This window comes from Haladaptatus sp. AB618 (assembly GCF_024136965.1).
GTDB lineage: Archaea > Halobacteriota > Halobacteria > Halobacteriales > Haladaptataceae > Haladaptatus.
In genome coordinates this window covers 320,127-337,268 of sequence record NZ_JAMYJX010000006.1, presented here as the reverse complement: position 1 = coordinate 337,268, position 17,142 = coordinate 320,127, and the positions used below count along the sequence as shown (strand labels likewise).

The 17,142-nt window shown below is 52.2% G+C and carries 19 protein-coding genes; 7 read left to right on the top strand and 12 right to left on the bottom strand.

All coding sequences use genetic code 11. The features are described from left to right. Together NKF26_RS18530 and NKF26_RS18525 are read left to right on the top strand one after the other, a co-directional pair. The coding region (locus NKF26_RS18530) for a hypothetical protein (protein WP_253234724.1) at positions 1-249 on the top strand (249 nt) is incomplete at its 5' end. A 751-nt stretch (positions 250-1,000) separates the two neighbouring features. Continuing rightward, positions 1,001-1,267: a hypothetical protein gene (locus tag NKF26_RS18525; RefSeq protein ID WP_253234723.1), complete on the top strand. Its 267-nt coding sequence runs from the start codon at positions 1,001-1,003 to the stop codon at positions 1,265-1,267. 70 nt (positions 1,268-1,337) lie between these two features. On the opposite strand, the gene NKF26_RS18520 is transcribed toward NKF26_RS18525, so the two are convergent. Next, on the bottom strand, positions 1,338-2,534 hold the full coding sequence (locus NKF26_RS18520) for a low temperature requirement protein A (RefSeq protein WP_253234722.1): 1,197 nt from the start codon (positions 2,532-2,534) through the stop codon (positions 1,338-1,340). A 488-nt stretch (positions 2,535-3,022) separates the two neighbouring features. On the opposite strand from NKF26_RS18520, the gene NKF26_RS18515 reads away from it, so the two are divergent. Beyond that, on the top strand, positions 3,023-4,582 hold the full coding sequence (locus NKF26_RS18515) for a N,N-dimethylformamidase beta subunit family domain-containing protein (protein ID WP_253226806.1): 1,560 nt from the start codon (positions 3,023-3,025) through the stop codon (positions 4,580-4,582). 225 nt (positions 4,583-4,807) lie between these two features. Here NKF26_RS18515 and NKF26_RS18510 read toward each other — a convergent pair whose 3' ends face one another. From NKF26_RS18510 to NKF26_RS18500, 3 genes are all read right to left on the bottom strand, one after another. Then, positions 4,808-5,596 carry a hypothetical protein gene (locus NKF26_RS18510; protein WP_253234721.1) on the bottom strand — a complete coding sequence of 263 codons (789 nt, stop codon included), beginning with the start codon at positions 5,594-5,596 and terminating at the stop codon, positions 4,808-4,810. A 639-nt stretch (positions 5,597-6,235) separates the two neighbouring features. Next, positions 6,236-6,487 carry a bacterio-opsin activator domain-containing protein gene (locus NKF26_RS18505; protein WP_253226808.1) on the bottom strand — a complete coding sequence of 84 codons (252 nt, stop codon included), beginning with the start codon at positions 6,485-6,487 and terminating at the stop codon, positions 6,236-6,238. Further along, on the bottom strand, positions 6,475-6,819 hold the full coding sequence (locus NKF26_RS18500; RefSeq protein WP_253226809.1) for a hypothetical protein: 345 nt from the start codon (positions 6,817-6,819) through the stop codon (positions 6,475-6,477). Before NKF26_RS18500 ends, NKF26_RS18505 begins: the two co-directional genes overlap by 13 nt. A 762-nt stretch (positions 6,820-7,581) precedes the next feature. On the opposite strand from NKF26_RS18500, the gene NKF26_RS18495 reads away from it, so the two are divergent. Next, complete coding sequence (locus tag NKF26_RS18495) at positions 7,582-8,265, top strand: hypothetical protein (RefSeq protein ID WP_253226810.1); 684 nt, start codon at positions 7,582-7,584, stop codon at positions 8,263-8,265. Between the two features lie 377 nt (positions 8,266-8,642). Next, complete coding sequence (locus NKF26_RS18490) at positions 8,643-8,834, top strand: hypothetical protein (protein WP_253226811.1); 192 nt, start codon at positions 8,643-8,645, stop codon at positions 8,832-8,834. 15 nt (positions 8,835-8,849) lie between these two features. Here the strand turns inward: NKF26_RS18490 and NKF26_RS18485 are convergent, their stop codons facing one another. The 3 genes from NKF26_RS18485 to NKF26_RS18475 all read right to left on the bottom strand — a co-directional run bounded on the left by NKF26_RS18485 (position 8,850) and on the right by NKF26_RS18475 (position 10,373). After that, positions 8,850-9,203 carry a HalOD1 output domain-containing protein gene (locus NKF26_RS18485; RefSeq protein WP_253226812.1) on the bottom strand — a complete coding sequence of 118 codons (354 nt, stop codon included), beginning with the start codon at positions 9,201-9,203 and terminating at the stop codon, positions 8,850-8,852. Positions 9,204-9,452: 249 nt separating this feature from the next. After that, positions 9,453-9,821: a HalOD1 output domain-containing protein gene (locus tag NKF26_RS18480; protein ID WP_253226813.1), complete on the bottom strand. Its 369-nt coding sequence runs from the start codon at positions 9,819-9,821 to the stop codon at positions 9,453-9,455. 75 nt (positions 9,822-9,896) lie between these two features. Continuing rightward, positions 9,897-10,373, bottom strand: a complete 477-nt coding sequence (locus tag NKF26_RS18475; protein WP_253226814.1) for a hypothetical protein — start codon at positions 10,371-10,373, stop codon at positions 9,897-9,899. A gap of 372 nt (positions 10,374-10,745) precedes the next feature. Between NKF26_RS18475 and NKF26_RS18470 the strand changes: the two genes are divergently transcribed. Continuing rightward, positions 10,746-11,678, top strand: coding sequence for a hypothetical protein (locus tag NKF26_RS18470; RefSeq protein ID WP_253226815.1), 933 nt, complete (start codon positions 10,746-10,748; stop codon positions 11,676-11,678). Positions 11,679-11,704: 26 nt separating this feature from the next. Continuing rightward, the gene (locus NKF26_RS18465) at positions 11,705-12,013 is read left to right on the top strand and encodes a hypothetical protein (RefSeq protein WP_253226816.1); all 309 of its coding nucleotides are present in this window, start codon (positions 11,705-11,707) and stop codon (positions 12,011-12,013) included. A 200-nt stretch (positions 12,014-12,213) separates the two neighbouring features. Here the strand turns inward: NKF26_RS18465 and NKF26_RS18460 are convergent, their stop codons facing one another. From NKF26_RS18460 to NKF26_RS18440, 5 genes are all read right to left on the bottom strand, one after another. Then, complete coding sequence (locus tag NKF26_RS18460; RefSeq protein WP_253226817.1) at positions 12,214-12,477, bottom strand: hypothetical protein; 264 nt, start codon at positions 12,475-12,477, stop codon at positions 12,214-12,216. Between the two features lie 142 nt (positions 12,478-12,619). Then, positions 12,620-13,045, bottom strand: coding sequence for an EamA family transporter (locus tag NKF26_RS18455; RefSeq protein WP_253226818.1), 426 nt, complete (start codon positions 13,043-13,045; stop codon positions 12,620-12,622). A gap of 821 nt (positions 13,046-13,866) precedes the next feature. Further along, positions 13,867-15,159: a TIGR00341 family protein gene (locus NKF26_RS18450; protein ID WP_253226819.1), complete on the bottom strand. Its 1,293-nt coding sequence runs from the start codon at positions 15,157-15,159 to the stop codon at positions 13,867-13,869. Positions 15,160-15,231: 72 nt separating this feature from the next. Next, the gene (locus NKF26_RS18445) at positions 15,232-15,495 is read right to left on the bottom strand and encodes a hypothetical protein (RefSeq protein WP_253226820.1); all 264 of its coding nucleotides are present in this window, start codon (positions 15,493-15,495) and stop codon (positions 15,232-15,234) included. A gap of 127 nt (positions 15,496-15,622) precedes the next feature. Then, entirely contained in the window at positions 15,623-17,053 is a 1,431-nt protein-coding gene (locus NKF26_RS18440) for a multicopper oxidase family protein (RefSeq protein WP_253234720.1), read from the bottom strand. Between the last annotated feature and the right edge of the window lie 89 nt (positions 17,054-17,142).

The following is a 17,142-nucleotide window of genomic DNA, read 5'->3' as shown; positions in this document are numbered from 1 at the left end:
GCAGTTCCGGTGGAGACTCCGGTGGTGACTCAGGAGGCAGTTCCGGTGGAGGCTCCGGTGGAGACTCAGGAGGCAGTTCCGGCGGAGACTCTGGCGGCGATTCCGGTGGAGACTCCGGTGGTAATTCCGGTGGTAATTCCGGTGGAAACCCCGATGATAACTCCGGGGACGACCAGAACGACGACCGCTGTTGATCCTCTTGACATCCTCTCCGCCCTGAAGGGCGGAACTCCTCACGTTGGGGGTTAGTGGACGGGATGGCAGTCGATTGATCCCTGTGAAAGCTATCAGCAGCGTTCGAGGGAAAATAACAGCAACAGAGTGTAGGAGTAGCTTGAGGAATCGACTCAGGGAAACGCACTAGGGCGGAGATTTCGTCCTTGATACCTCGCTACACTGCTGTCATTTGTCGCTCTCTCCGATAGTCAATTGTTGGTGAAGCCAAACATTGGCATGATGGCCAACCATCACTCCCTGACTGGCCAACGTGAGTTACTCGGTTCGCGTTGAGGAGAGTGACAGGCAGTAACCATCTGGCGGCATTCTCACGACGAATGGTGGCATTGGTATGCTAGTAATGTTTTAGTAATGATTTGACAATCCATGTATCTCCGAGAAATTGGTGGGCTAGTGGCTGGAACAGCTACTTAGTAGTATCTTCACACCAAGGTAGTTGGTGGAGGAGCGGTTAGCTTAATCTGAGATGACTACTGACATCGCTCAATGCCCTGAATGTGGATGGACTGGAAATGCAACGAATTGTGTGATTGATGGGGACGAACGGCAATGTCCTGTCTGCCAACATTCGATTCGACGTAGTTGAACGTCTCGTCGTTCTTATAGCACCCGGCGTCGTCTCTGTTCGTTCTGACGAGACGGCACAGAAATGCGTACAGGCCGAACAATTTTCCCTCGACATCGATGCCACCGAAATGTCGATGTCACTAACGAGTGCCACGAGAATCCCGCAGGCCACCAATACGTCGTCACGCTGGACGACGTGACTGAAGAACTCATGGCTTGCACCTGCCCGCACCACGTCCACCGGGACGCCTTCTGCAAGCACATGGCCGCCGTCGAGAACGCACCCGACGGCGGGACGTTTGACGCATTCCCATCGGACGACGACCATATCAGTGGCCCGCACACTGGCTACGACACGTACGGCAACGTCGATCACAACTACTGGAAATGTGAAAAAATGTGGCGCGGAAGCCACCCGGCGCACTCTCCGACTGCTGCTAACCCGTCTCTCTTTTCCATTTAGTCACGCCAAACAACGCTGTCCCGGTGGATGTTTCTGTAATGGCTTTAATTAAAACGTGAAACCGGTGCTCTCAAATCGATTGTTCAATCCCTCGTGTACTCCCAATACGTGGAATTTCAATCGCAACCAGAACGATGAATGTTCCGGCAAGTAGTAGCATTGTGAGTAATACTCCGAGGTGGCTACTTACGGTTGCAAGAACCAGGATGATACTCGCACCAACGAATCTGGTTACAATCGTAGAACGTGGAAGGGCATGGAGACCTGCCCATTGAATGATTGTGACCGTGACGAGGAATCCGGCCGTGCTACCGAAAAGAATGAGTTGGCTCGCACCCACAAATTCGTGACCTTCTGCACCCGCGACGATGGTGGTCTCAATGCCAATTCCGAATGCTGTGATACAAGCGAATACTGGAAGATGTCCGTAGACATAGAGACTTCCCCGAATGGCTCCGATCCAATCGCTCCGAATAAACCGATTGACGATATTGCTGTCGGAGTACGCAAAATAGAGCCACCAAAAACACACGGCAATCAAAAATCCCGCAACAGCGATTATTGCAGCGGTGGCCTGCCAATTCGTATCAGTCGTCCCTGATGCTACACCAAGGATAGACTCACCTAAGACTACGATCGTGAACAAGCCGAATCGCTCGTCCATGTGAGAACGCTGGATAGGGACATCTTCAAGTAGCATATAGACAACTGGCGTCCAGGAAATTTCGATGATGAGTCCAACTGCCCAAAGCCCATACTGTAGTGGAGGAGAAACCGCGAGAGAGACGATCCAAAAGGAGAGTCCTATTGCATTCCCAATTGATGATTTCGTTGCTAGCTCGCGTGCTTCGGGTACTGTCCGGCTAGCAATTAGATAGAGTCCTATATTCACTAACCGGAGGAAGACATAGACGAGAATGAACGCAACTGCGCCTCCATAAAGGGCCGCTGGGAACGTGAACGACCAGATGATCACGCCAAGCATAACAACGATTGAGGCGATCGGAAACACCACGTCATCTTGGTCGAATACATCACCATAGTAACTGTGTGTACTCCATACCCACCAAACGGGAACAAATAGGCCCACGAATTCAGTAATCCCATCAATCGTCAAGGAGTCTGCGAGGAGATGCCCGAGTTCGGCAATAGCGACAACAAATACAAGATCGAAGAATAGTTCTAACCACGTTGCATGCCGGTCTGCAATCGGTGTTCGGTCATGAAGTGCGGGGGGCGTAACCAGTTGGAGCCAGTTTTTACTCATTCTGTATCTCTAACTCGCCACCCCCAATGTACTTCTCGTGCTTTCTAACACTACGAGTTCGGCGACGCAGATCACGGTTCGGCGTTCACCCGCTAGACGGAAGATCTCGATACCTCGCAGCACGGCGAACGGTTCACCGCACCAAGGTTCACCGTGCCAAAGTGGTGGCTCGTCTGCGAGGACTGCGGCGGGCGGATTGCCCGGTATCGACGCTCGAAGACCGTCCGCAATACTGAGCAGTACTGCTGTAACAATTGTGGCAGGTCAATTCACGTCGAGGTGGCGACAGTCAGTAACATCGCGAGAATCGATAACTCGAATTCACTACTCAATATTTTAAGCGTGTGCAAGATATAGGCTGTTCAACAATCTTCTAACACCAACCGTTCAGCTAAATCGACCAGACAGGGTGCTCTCATGAACCATACACAAACTACAGATGTCAAAAATATCGAAAAAACCATATATCATGTTCAGTATCCCTGTTCATGGTTCGAGGAATAGAATGGATGCAGGGGTTGACGCGACGAAATTACCTGAAAAACAGCGTGAAAGGGACTGCACTCCTTGGTATCGGCGGTGTAGTATCCGGTAAATCGTCGTCACCGAATCCCATCGAGACTGAAAACAGGAAACGAGGAAACGCCGGTTGGAAACCAGTCGTCGCATCGGACGCCCGGCCATCGGCGGTCGATCACCGCATCGAAGGCTATTCCTCGGAGTCGAGTGTCACGCCGGGCGAAACGATGACGTTTCACGTAAGCACGAAACCGCACGAGCGCTATCGTGTGGACGTTTTCAGATTGGGGTGGTACGATGGGAAGGGGGGTCGTCTGATGACTTCGCTTCCCGAGCGGGCGGGGCAGAGTCAACAGATTCCGACACCGTTGTCGAAGACGGGGCGGGTCGAGTGTGACTGGGAGGCAACCGATACACTCGATGTGCCGAACGACTGGGTGAGCGGTACCTACTTGGCGAAATTCGTCCTCACGTCCGGAAAAAAGAGCGGCACGTTTACCGTTTGTCCGTTTTTCGTTCGAGAACATCCAGATCAGAAATCCCGGTCGAAAATCCTGGTTCAAATGCCTATTGCAACCGCACAGGCGTACAACGGGTGGGGTGGGAAGAGCCTGTACGACTTCACCAGCGTGGGTGGTGCGGCCGACGAAATATCGTTCGACAGGCCGCTGGCCGGGTCGACGAGTTTGCATTTGAACTACGCGATTCATCTGTTACGATTCCTCGAACGAGAGGGATACGACGTTTCCTACGTTTCGGACGTGGATGTCCACCGCAACCCGAATGTGCTTCGAGAACACCAACTCGTTGTCAGCGCCGGGCACGATGAGTACTGGAGCATGAAGCAACGGAATGGCTTCGAAGCGGCACGAGATGCCGGAACGAACGTCGCGTTCCTCGCCGCCAACACGGCACTTTGGCAAGTCAGGTATAAACACGACGGGCGGACGATGGTCGGGTACAAGGAAAACGTCAAGGACGATCCACAATATGGAACCCAGTCGCAGACTGGTACGTTCCGCACCCTTCCATCTCCCCGTCCGGAAAGCGAACTGCTTGGTGTCATGGGGACGGGGGCTGGCTTATACAACGCTCCCGACTACTCGGTCGTTTCGACGGCACTCGACCATCCGTGGATGCGTAAAACCGGGTTCAAACCCAATGACAGCGTCGTCGGAGTCATTGGTCACGAATGGGACTTCGTCCACCGGGAGAGCGACGTGACGGGCGAGTTGACCCGTTTCTTCCACTATGACGCGGGCACAAGTGGGTTACAGATCGAATCGGACACCGATGCGGATGCCGTTTCCTATCGAGCACCGTCCAATGCTGTCGTCTTCAGTACGGGAACGCTTGGATGGACGTGGCGTCTCGACCCGGACCCACGATGGGATTCCATTAACTGGCCACTGAACAAAATCCAGGAATACAAGCCACAGGTCCTCAAACCCGATGCAAGACTGCAGCGATTTACGCGAAACATGCTCAACGATTTGCAGAAATCGAATCCATCGGTTGCGGGCAACTGACATCATAATTTTGGATCAGCCAAAATGCTAGGATCAGTGTGGTCTGTTGGTCGTCTGTGTGCCCGAAGCGCCCCTGACGACCCTCATCTACTCCATGAATGTTTATCATTTCGAGCATTACTCCTTTCTCTTTGCAATAGTCATAGGTTCGAGAGAGCGTCACGGTCCGGAACGATAATCTAACCACCTTATCCTTCATCCTTCTCTGAGATGCTTGTAATCCTATCAATCGTTTCGAGCGTTGCCGTCCGACCACCTGTCCTCAGCCTTGACCGGAGCAACGGCACGAGCCAGTTGCTCATCAGTATAGTCACGATTCTCCAACTTCATACTCCGAAGACGCCATCGGCGACTGAGTTCCGGTTCCTCTTCAGGGCCGACCCGAGCTCCATGCGTTCTGAAGTAGGCACCGCCGCGGCCACGCTTCTTTCCTTCGTACGTATGCTGGTCGAACGCGACATCGTACTTCCCATCTATTTCGAGATCATCCGCTGGGTGATCGAAGCGGGGTTCTCGTCCCTCTTCATACGCGGTAGCTCGTTCGACCGATAGCTCACTAAAGTAATCGTCCGCATGTGCGGACTCGCGCGAAGAGGTCGCCCTGGCCGCCGCTAGCGCAGCGTGCACCGCACACAGCCGCCCCTGCCAGGAATCTTCTGACCAACGCTCACGGGCCAATTCCTCGTAACGGTCTATCGTGAGTGCCACTTCGTGACCAGCCCGTAGGTCCTCGACGATGTACAAGTTAATGCGATCCCAAAAATTCCATGCGTAGCCGGACCGCACAAGCTCCCAGGCAGCCCACGCCGCGATCTCCTCGTCAGACCGTCTGACCGCCTTTTGAAGCAAGCTGGAAACGGTATATCGGTTTACCCCGGACTTGGTCTCGTTCTCGCCGCACTCATCGCCGAAATCGTTCGTTGTCGCTCCCTCCCCGTTAGTCTTGTCTGTCGCTTCGTCGTCGGTTCGCAATTCCCCATCCGATCCGAACGTGGCCTGTTTCTTCTCGTCCATACAGAGGTCTCAAGTCTAGCGGATAAAATAGGTGGGCAAATCAAGCGCCAACGACCGGATGAGATTCACGGAATGATACAGAACGTCACCTGAGATCATGGTCTCGAATAATGGCGCATAGATTGAACAGGGAGTCCGGGGTAGTTCTACTTCCGCTTAAAAAAGCGGAAGTGATTGGGTCATCACCACTTCCAGTGAGCTCACACGGTATATGCCTCAGAACAACTGAAAACAGCCACATAGCAATTAATAAACTATATTTTGCTACATCAAAACTACTTCTGGTGAAGTGGGGGGTAGAACTGTGATGCATGGTTTCGAGTGAATTGGTGAACAGAAACTGCTCCAGGTCGGCTGGTGGACATTGTGACCAAACGGAATTGCTGCCGGTGCGGATATCCCTTCGAGCCTACAAGTGAATGCCAATCTTATGGCGGCGGCGTATCGTATGAGGGTTGCTCAAGAACTGACTCGCTGGCAATACGTCGAAACACTCTCACCAGGACGCCATTACCATCCTCGTCGATAGCGACGTACCAGTTATCTACAGTTGGTCAAGTAACATATATTCGCTGGACGGGTAGTAAATCCGTATGACCGGGAATGATTCGCCGCGGGATGAGGACACTTGCTCTCCCATCACGACCGAGGAAGGGTTTCAAGAAACCCTTCGGGCGCTTGTCGCGTCTTCAGCGGCCGCTCGCGTGACTGGCGAGCGCACAGTTCGAAGTCCAAGTCCCGCTGACGGAGTCGGTCAAGGAATTCACGAACCGCTGCCGTATGGGAGACATCGAGGACGGCAGTCGCGACACCGGCATCGGCATCGATGGTGATCGAATGCACGACGCCGCCCTCGTCAGTGACCCGCGCTGCGAGCGTCAGGTCGGACAACCCCGCCCTGAACAGTGACTCATCAGGCCCTTCGCTGATCCAGAGGAGGATTTGAACAGCGTATAGAGAATCCCTACACTATAGGGATACAGCCGATTGACGCCGATAAAGAACGAGCCGATTCCACCCAGGAATCCGAGTCCGGAAAGTGCCATAATCAATTCGCCGTGATCGAGAAAGAGATAGAAATGCACGGCTGCGGTAAAGAGAACTAAGAGTGCGACACCAAGACGCATCGACGAGATGGTGAAATCCTGTCGACGCGTATTGGTGTATTGATAGAGTGGTGCCGTTGTGACTGTTCCAAGCAAGAACAATCCACCAATCATCATGAGCCACTCAGTCGGTGATTCGTCCTCGTGACTATTCTCCTTTCTTCACTATGACTGTGTCCCGAATCTTCGTGGCCTTGTTCTTCATGATGACCGCTTTCCTCGTGATGCGTTGTCGTCAACGTCTTGGTATGGTCACTACTGGTTGCCATCGAAACGCCAGGGGAAAAACCAGTAGTACTATACTCAGCATGAGCAGTGCTCGTCCGATTTGTCTCCAGTTCTGGTTCACAGGTAGCGATTACCGATCCGGGGGCATAGTTCGCCACGAGCGTTTTCATCCAGTGAAAGCACGCCTTGATGATATCCTCACCCACCTAGTAAGCGAGGAGATTGCCACTCGATGGAATGTGGAGTGTTGTCAGAATGTAGGCCTATTTTTTGAACCGCTCAAACCCTCTGATGTTCTAGTTTCTATCGCCCCGTCGTCGCGATCAATAATAAGTCCGCACACTGGGCAGGAAGCGGACTCTGATGACCTTTGAATTGAAAATTTAATGACCAGATAACTAGTCCCATTCGATTCTTATCGACAGACGGCTCCGACTATCTTCGGATATTCGACTGATCTGCTAATTTCGAGATATGTGATTAGACTATCGTAGATAGCCCAAAATTAGCAAAAGTAATTTTATAGGACAAATATAGAAACAGTTTAGTTTAGTTTAATCAAACCTGAGATATGGCTATATTGGTGGTCTAACGGCATAATTCGACGCTTAACATTCAAATCTGAACGGCCAATACATTCATATCACCATCGTGCTTGAACTCATCGCAATCATGAGCGCACCTCCCAACACGGCCGACTCCGTTGGTGATACCACCACGACCTCTCAAGACACTGCGGCGTCCCAACCATTGTCGAAGGATACGATTTTTCATATTTTACAGGTAGAGCGCCGTCGCTTGATCTTACAGTACCTCCAAGAGCGGACAGACACCGTTTCGTTACGCGATCTTGCCGAGCAGGTAGCAGCCTGGGAGAACGAGCTGTCGGTCGTGGAGCTAACTTCGAAAGAACGCCAACGCGCCTATATTTCACTGTATCAAACTCACCTTCCGACACTCGATACGGAGGGTATCATCGAGTACGACAAAGATCGCGGAACAATCAAACGAACGTCTCGTGCTGATCAATTTGATTCGTACCTGTTCGACACCGTTCCACAGGACCCATCCGAATCTTCGACGGGTAGTGCGGTGAATCGTCGATGGGAACGGTATTATCTCGGTGGGACGCTTTTCAGCACGAGTCTATTGGGTGCTAAATTGCTTCAGCTTCCACTCGTGTCACAGGTGGCGTCTCGATTCATCATCCCAATCATTTTGTTCGTCTTCTCCATCCTCACGGCAGGCCACTACTATACTCGATCTGTACTCCCAGAGTCCATTTCGATTGAGAAAGTTACCCAGTTATTCTCTCTCCGGGGACGAAGTAACTAGTCGAATAGAGTGTTGCACTGTCGTAACACACCCCGAGCGACCAGTGTAACACAGAATGAGTCCTTCTTTCGCCTCCAATCGCGAGGAGTGGCGTAATCGAGTACAATCCCTCACTGCAGCTCGTTTCGTACACGGAACACCCACACGTCTCGAAGCACGGTTACAGGCAGGACAGAGCCTCGGTGAGGATGGCAATGAATCGGATGTGAACGAATCCAACTCGTAGCACTCTAGCTTTTTGTTGTAGGCGGTAGATACCCCCCGAGACACCATCTAAAACCAGTAATAGACGTGGTTTCTCGAAAGGGTTGTCCGTATACGCTTCTACCGTTGTCTCCACCGGTACGCTCATACTCACTCCCCATGTTCGCTAGCACATGACAGAGTTTGTCGTCGAGATTGACGATCATCCGAAACTCGAGCTTGACAATCTTGACGTCGGCGTTGAAGAAGACGTCATTGCCTTCGATGTAACAGGCACGATTCGAGACCTCGACGACGATCTCCTCGATGCACTCACTGACAAAACCCTTCGACCAACCGAGGTCCACTTCACAACAGACGATTAGTGTACCGTACGACTTCTATTCGTCATTGCCTGGCGAGTGTTCGCCGTCAGAACTTGATTCGGAGTGGTGAACCGTAATCTGCCCGCTGCTATCGACCTTGACGTGGTAGGCATCGTAATTAAATAGGACATGCCCATTCGTCTCACGCGGGTCACCTGCAGCGCGTGAGCCGAAGAGCGCATCAAGTGCCTCGGGATCGACGAACTCCGAGAGGGGTGCGAGTTCCGTCGGATCAGCATCGTTCAGTGTCGCAACCGCTGTGATTAGCTCTTCACTGACGCTGTCCATTGTTGGATCAAATTCTGTCTGGTAGGCCGCATCGTCTGCGTGATCGTCCTCGTCATCAGACGGGGGTGTATGATTTGTCATGGTGGGGTACGAGAAGGACTAACTCTAGAATGCACCCCACATACGGCATGTGAAACAGCCAGACTGTTTCTGAAAGATTCGTTCCCGCGCCCTGGAAACGGATACACAGTGTGTCCTTGCTTCTCAGCCGGAACCCTACGCGACGGTCACATAAAGTTCTGGCTGGGAACCGAGCACTACCTGAAGGACACACTTCGTACCACTTGTGACTCCGTTCCTCACGGACGCAAGCGATACAGCAGAATGGAGTCAATCCCCGTACGCAGTAGGCTCAGACACCGTAATCCACCCATCACTAGCAACCTCGACGTGATATTGATTATAGCGGAAAGAAACACTCCCCTCGCTATCACGGGTATGCCCGGCGACCTTTGGGCCGAAAAAGCCGTCTTCGATCGCGGCGATATCCACGCACTCGTATAATGGCGGATCCTTGAGATCCACTGGAGCAACGTCTGCGGCATCAGCAATCGCGAAGATGATTTCGGTGGTGAGATCGCGGTGGCTCTCTCGTTCATAATGAGCTTGTGCCACAAACGTCATGCCGGGATCATCGGGTTCGTTTCCATCCGGTGCAAGTTTGGTGCCATCATCAGTGTGGTCATTACTTGAGGTCATCTGTCGTCCTCCGTCTGAAAGTGTCCTATCGTACAGTCATGCCCGAGGCAGTAATACCTTTTTCGAGGCTATCGGTTACTGTGTATCCTCTTGGTCGAAGTCGTGACGAGCATGCGTTTCTTGCCGATTGTCGAGACTGCCACCAGCACCCTCCAACACGGTCAACACCTGGACCGCATGCGGACCTGGAGTGATCGTTTCGGTATCGTCATCAAACTCGATCACGTCCAAGTCGACGAGTTTCGGGACATGTGAGTGATAGAGCGACGTATACATCTCCTGGTGCGTGAGCGCCGCGATGTTCGCCTCGGACGTATCGGTCTCCCATGCAGCGAGCTTCGTCGCGAGGTCATCAAGCGACCATTTGGTCTCTTTGGCGAGAGTGTAGACGAGGTAGCGTCGTCGTGGATGCCCAATCGCCTCGAAGACGGGTTGTAACTCGAGGACGACCTCTGAGACATCGATGTCGAGATCGCGCTCGGCGGCGCTCTCCTCGCCGGACTGACTGGAATGTGTCTCCCACTCGTCGGGAGGTGGCTCGTTCCCCGCCATAGTCAATGCTGAGGCGTCAAACGAAAAAAAATTCCGGTAGACACTGTTTTCTCGACCATATTGGACAGATACGCACCTCGTCGCCGTGTCGTATTGCCCACGGGAACTGGTATGTTCTCAGTGCGACTATTCGAAGCTTCTCGATCTCCTTCTAGGACTCATCACTACTCGACCCGGACAAGGCGCAATTCTTAAGACTAGAATTAAGGTTAAGCTTCGTGGTGGTAGTGGGTTGTCGGTTATCCAGAGTTGCAGTGAAGATGCCCAACCATGGGGTAGTAGCCGAGGAAAACGGTTCGGTGTCACCCCTCAACATGAGCAGTAGATTGATCTTAAGATTAGATTTAAGGTTATACAATATAGTGTCGGTGTATGGGAACGGACCAATTCACACAAGCACTCAACGACACTGAAAGTGTGCAAAAGCGCTATGCAAAACAACTAGGGATCAAACCAGACCGAATTCCCTTCACCGCGGAGACGCTACCAAATCCTGAGGTTGCCGTCCGTGTGAACGATGACCTACTCAACGAAGTTGCCTCACACATTCTGAATCGAGCGGGCCACGTCTCGATCATCGACCGGCGCGGTGCAGGGAAGACTCACTTTCGCGATCTCGTCTATGACGCACTCGCAAACGGCCCCCGAAGCGAAGAGTTCCACATCGCACGGATTCGTGAAGTCGAGTCCATTACAACACGACGATTCTACACACGACTACTAGACGAACTATCCCAGTATGAGGACTTGGAGATACCAGATGACTACCCACATCCGACCGATGAGGTCCGACAGATCGTCGAAGACGTAGCAGCTCAGCTCGAAGAACAGGATATCACCTGTATCATCCAAGTCGATCAACTTGAGGACGCAGCACGCAACACACGCACATACGAACAACTACTCGCCGCGTTGCAGAGTGTCGGTGACCTCGGTGATGAAGAACCAGTATTCTTGTTGTTCCTGTTCGGTACACCGATAGCAAGTGAGCGAATCGACGAGCTTCGCGAGACACTTACCTCTCGTCTCGTCGCGAAGGATCGATCACTGGAACGGTTTGGCTTTGCCGAGACTGATGAACTGATCGGACGATGGCTCGCATTCGCACGCGAAGAGGAGTACAGTGATGGCTACTCATCTGATCCCTACAGCGCAAGCGCAATTGACGAGGTTGTCGATCGAAGTGACGGGACTCCCCGCTCGATTCGGCAACAGTGTTACCATGCATTCCGTGCTGGTGCACGGCAGTTCGATGACATCGAAGTTGTAGAGATTGACGATTCGACACTCGAGCAGTACACTTAAGCTTAAAGCTAAGGTTAAGATTAACAATGAGCAATCCACTGAACGATGCGATGGATGCAGCAGAATCGGATGGGGAGACAAACGAAGCGACATCGAAAAACGAATTCGATGCGGACGAATATCTGAACAAACTTGGGGAGGGTCCGAAAGAACAAACCGTTGGCTTCTCAGTCGACGAGCCGATGCATCGATTCTACAAAGAACTCCAGAGCGACGACAACATCGAATTCAATGTGGCCGAGTCATTCCGTGAACATTTGAAGAAGCTAGCTCGTCGCCATCCGGAAACGTTCGAACGCGCAATGCGGAAGTGGGAAATCGATAGAGAATATTGATCTTAAGATTAATACTAATCTTATTTCTTGTAGTTCATGGATCGTGGGCGAGGTTTGATTTGTGGGATGTGACGTGAGAGGAGTAGTCAAAGGAGATGGATCATCGTAGAGAGAGCACTGATTAGCTAGCCGGTTTAATCTTAATGTTAACTTTAAGATAGAGAGATAGGTGTGAAGGGGAATTGTTCAAAGATGAATCATCATGGAGATTCGTATCTCTCACGTGCTTCACGCTGAAGCGCGAATGTATTGACGGTCTTGATTCGATCACCGTATCCATGCTTTGTTAGTGCTACCTCAATTCCACGACGAGCAGCTTTATCGGCGATATAGACAGTAACTGACTCAACTTTATTTTGGTCAAGTAGCTGTGCTGCGACACCGTCGATTGCCGAGTCAGCTTTTTCGACCGTATCGGCGTCTCGTTCAGTTGCAGTGGCAATGTAGTGCTGAACGATATCCATTGTGAACGAACAATACGCATTGGACAGAATGAATGCCCTACAACACTGTATTTACTCGTTCAAAAGCCGCGTAGATGTCGACATGACGGCGAGTTTGTTCCTATCCGGCAGTACTGTTTTCCGACCACCGTGTAGAGGCGATCTATCGAGCAACCAAGACAACGCCAATAACTGCGAACACGATGCCAGCAAATTTGGTTATCGTAACTTCGTCTCCGAGGACGACCATTCCGATGATGGCTGCGACGACGAAGTACATGGCACCGAGAGTTGAGACGACCGTCGTTGACCCTTGAGCGAACCCGACGTACATCGAAATAAGGCCGATTCCGGTGAACAATCCGGCCACGCCAGCAAGCAACCCTCCCCTCACAGTAACGGCAATCGATGCGTCTGAAACGACGATAAACCCGAGTGCAAGGAGTCCCGCTGTGAGATACGAGATGGCGGCTGCAGTCCTGGGATCGATGGATTCCGACGCAGCGTTGCCCAAGACAATCCAGATTCCCCACGTCACCATCGTAATCAAGCCGAACAAAACGGCCGAATCCATCTCAGCGAATTCCATTGGTGAGAGTCTCGTGTCGCCTCCCTAAGTAATCTCACCATCTTAATAACAGATTATTAAGTCCATATGGACCAGTCGCCCGATAAAATCGAGTATCTGTTCCGGTCGGAGGTCGGGGTCGGCTGCTTAAACCACTCGTGAGCGACACATTCACCCGCCGTGAATTATAGGATGAGATTAGTGCTTCATAGGCGACTCTTGGTCGATTCTCTAGGATTTCGAGAACCGTCAGTGGATACAGAAACGGGACGCCATCTACGAGCGACCGCCCTCGGCTCGTGGGTCGCTGACGGTTTGAGTACACTCCAACAAGCTCTCAGCGTGAGCGACGATTTTCGGGCGTTTGAGTCGTGGGTTCCGACGGGTATAGATTGATTCGACGTGAGTTGGTTCGCATCCACCCCGGTGAAGAGCAGCTTTCTACCGCAAAAACACCGCAATAACAAGTTTACTTCCAAGTAACCGATCTTTCTTTTCTCACCTCCGTCCAACGGAGGTTTCGAACCGCCCACCGTGGTGTGGTTTCTTCGGCTGTCTTCGTGGCGGTTGAGACCCGATCGGGGTGATGAACCAGTTCACCCACCTGCCGTGTGTCGCTCACCAGGTGAACGAGTTCACCCCCTTCCTGGTTTCCCGGGAAGGTTGCTCGTCGCACCGAATCGGGCACAGACTCGTCGAGGGAGTCGAACCCTCGTACTGACCGTCACAGGTTGGATCGGATCGTCAGTCGCTGTTCCACACGTCGAGATCGATGGAGAGGCACGTCTTGTGGCGGTTCTCGTAGTTGTTTTCAAATGATAACACCTACCGGAGGCTGTTACTCACACTTGTTGGCGTTCGATAAATTCAACTTCAACGGTTACTTTGTGATCTGTTCTTTCTGATATGCGTTTCTTGAGGTGATTCCCCACGGTAGGAAAGTTTTGATCGGGTGGCCGACTAACAACCACTGTCACTTTCTGTGGCTGTTCAGATAACATTCCGTTATTGAATTCCGTTTGAACATCCATAAGCGCTAAACTCTGGTATTGTTGTTGATCAAGTGTCTCACCAACAGCCTGATTAACTGATTGTTCAAACGTCACATGTGTCGCTACAGCTCCACCTGCGGTAGCAAATAGAACTGCCAGAGCGATTGCAACTACGGCCGATGGGCCAATCCGACTGAGCGAAAGGTTCGGCCGTATAGCACCAGGTTCCCATCCGTCTGGTCGATATCCAAGATACCAGAGTACAAGCACGCCGGTGACGTGAATCGATGCCGCGTTCACGATAAGTAGGATGAGTGATCCAAGTGCAATCGCTGGAATATTCCACGCAATACCGATTCCGACTGCGGCGGCAGCAGGAATGAGTGCTGCAGCGATCATCACACCAACGAGTGCCGCCGAAATCCCAGTTGCAAGACCTGCTGCACCTGCAGCACCAGCACAAACACCGATGATAAGCGACAACAATCCCGGTGAGATACGTTGTGCGATTTGATTGATCGCTCCCGGATGGAGTGATGGAGAAAGAAAATGCCCGTTTTTGAGGGCGAGGCTAAAGACGATTGCACCAATAATCGCAATGCTGAGCCCATATATCTGCGTTGTAAATCCATCGATGATCATCTTCCGGTTACTAAGTACCGTTCCGACACTCGCAGTTAGCGCAGAGCCCACAAGCGGCGCGATGACCATCGATCCTACGACGAGTGCTGGAGAATCCAAGAGAAGTCCAGCGGTTGCAACCACAGCACTCAGAAAGGTCAAGAGGACATATGTGAATGCATTCGGCAGTAGTTCGAGCGCTTGTGATCGGAGTTCTTCACTTGCAATACTATCATCTTCTTCCTCTCCAACAATAAATCTCTCTTCCATCTCGCCCATATTTGATGAGAGAGCAGATTTCACATCGGCGACGACCGTGTAGCGATGGTCGTTGTGACCGGCACCCTGGAATTTATCGAGTACGACTTCGAGGGCTTGCTCAGGAACTGGGAACTCCACGATGACCATCTCTCCACGGTCACTCACTTCGTTTGAGACAATGTAATCGATATCTTCGTCATCGAGGACCTGAAGAACGGCTTCCTTGTCCTCGTCCTTGATGAGTGTTCGGACGAGTCGCATGTATCTGGAACTTTATTAGGTGCGTTTATAAATGGTAGTGTATAGTGTACAAATTCTACAATTATATAATCACTATTCTATATCTATATGAATCAAGAGGATTTTAGCCGAAAGCTCACTCTCTGATGGATGCGCTTTCGAATGGTGGACCGACTCCCAAGGGAGAGGAACCTGTGCTCGATAGATGCTCTCCACCTCGATGATGAGAGCAGTAGGATCACTGGTGAAGCCAACTGTTAGCCCGTCCACGTGGACGCCCGGCAAATCAGCGACGACAGTGATTTGCTCATCGATTCGGTAAGCCTGCACGTTGAATTCGTCCGTCGCTGTTTTCATCGTAGTTGATCTCGATCAGTTTGTTCTCGGATGAGAGACTCCACGATGGCAGTCGCCGCTGAGCATCTATGACTTCCCAAAACGCACGCAACGGTGACTGTCATCGTGAATTCATTCCAAGAAACTATTATTTGATATATTCTACGACACGGGCCATCCCGGATTCTAGGTGATAGAGGTTGTGACAGTGGAATAGCCAGTTTCCGGGGTTGTCCGCGAAAAAGTCGAACGTCACCGACCCCATGTGACCCGGCACGATAACCGTGTCCTTCATTACGTCCCCGACCCGGAAGAAATGCCCGTGGAGGTGCATCGGATGAAGCACTGGACTTCGATTCGTCATCTTCACGCGGACGTGTTCTCCTTCCCGGATCTGTAACGGATCAGCGTCGGGATATGCTTGCCCATCGATGAGCCAGCCATACGAACCGCCCATCTCAGGCGATAGCGTCAGGTCGAACGTCCGATCGGGACTTCCACGGAGTTGCTTCGGGAGCTGCTTTGCTCGCAGATCGCTATACTGGAGTGTCCGCCCCCAAGAATTGAGACCAGCTGGTGACCCTGACATATTCTCATACCGGAGGACTGCGTGAGCGGGCTGTTCGTCGCCATCGACTGCTTCCCCTCGTATTTCCCATGCACCGGGATTCGTCGCTTCGACGATGGCATCGTAGCGTTCACCGGCACCGAAAACGAACGAATCGACCGAGACGGTGTCAACGGGTCGCCCGTCAGTGTGCGATATCCATAGTTTGTGACCGGCAATACCGACACGGAACGCAGTCGCACTGCTGGAATTAATAAAGCGTAGACGGACCCGTTCTCCCTCCTTGACGTCGAATGTGGCGGGATCTTCCGGGAGACGACCGTTCACGAGCAAGCCAGCATACGGTGGCCGTTGGTCACCCATCATCCCCCCCATTCCACCACCACCCATACCACCCATTCCGCCACCACCGCTCGACGATCCCTCGAGTGGTTCAGGTGCATGGGTCAGATAGTCGTCGAACACGACGATGTATTCGCGGTCATACTCGACATGCGGCGATTTCTCTTCGATTACGAGCGGTGCAGACAGCCCACGGTCGAGTTGGAGGCCAACGTGACTGTGGAAAAAGTACGTTCCCGCCGGTTCCGCCCGGAACTTGTACGTAAATGTCTTGTCCGTCTGGATTGGCTGTTGGGTCACGTTCGGCACACCGTCCATACTGTTGGGGACGGGGAGGCCATGCCAGTGGACCGTCGTTTCTGTGGGGAGACGGTTCTGCAAGTCGACGCGAACGATGTCGCCTTCGGTGGCGCGGAGTTCGTTGCCAGGGAACGTCCCGTTGTACAGCCAGTTCTGGACCGATGAAGAGCCTGGCGACACCGTTCCAGGAGAGGCAGTTAGTGTGGTTTGTACGTCCAGGTCGCCCGACACCGTCGGCCGTGGGGCGACTGTCTTTTCGTCGTCGAGCGAGGGGGAGGAACTGGAGGTACAGCCAGTGAGAGCACCAATTCCTGCGACACCGAGTCCACGGAGGAGGGCGCGTCGCGAGAGACGTGAATCGTCCGTCATTGATCAGCGTACGAATTGAAGCACAATAAAGAGCAGTATTGGGGATATAACGAAAGATTCAGGAGAAGACCTAAATGTGAACGAGGGGA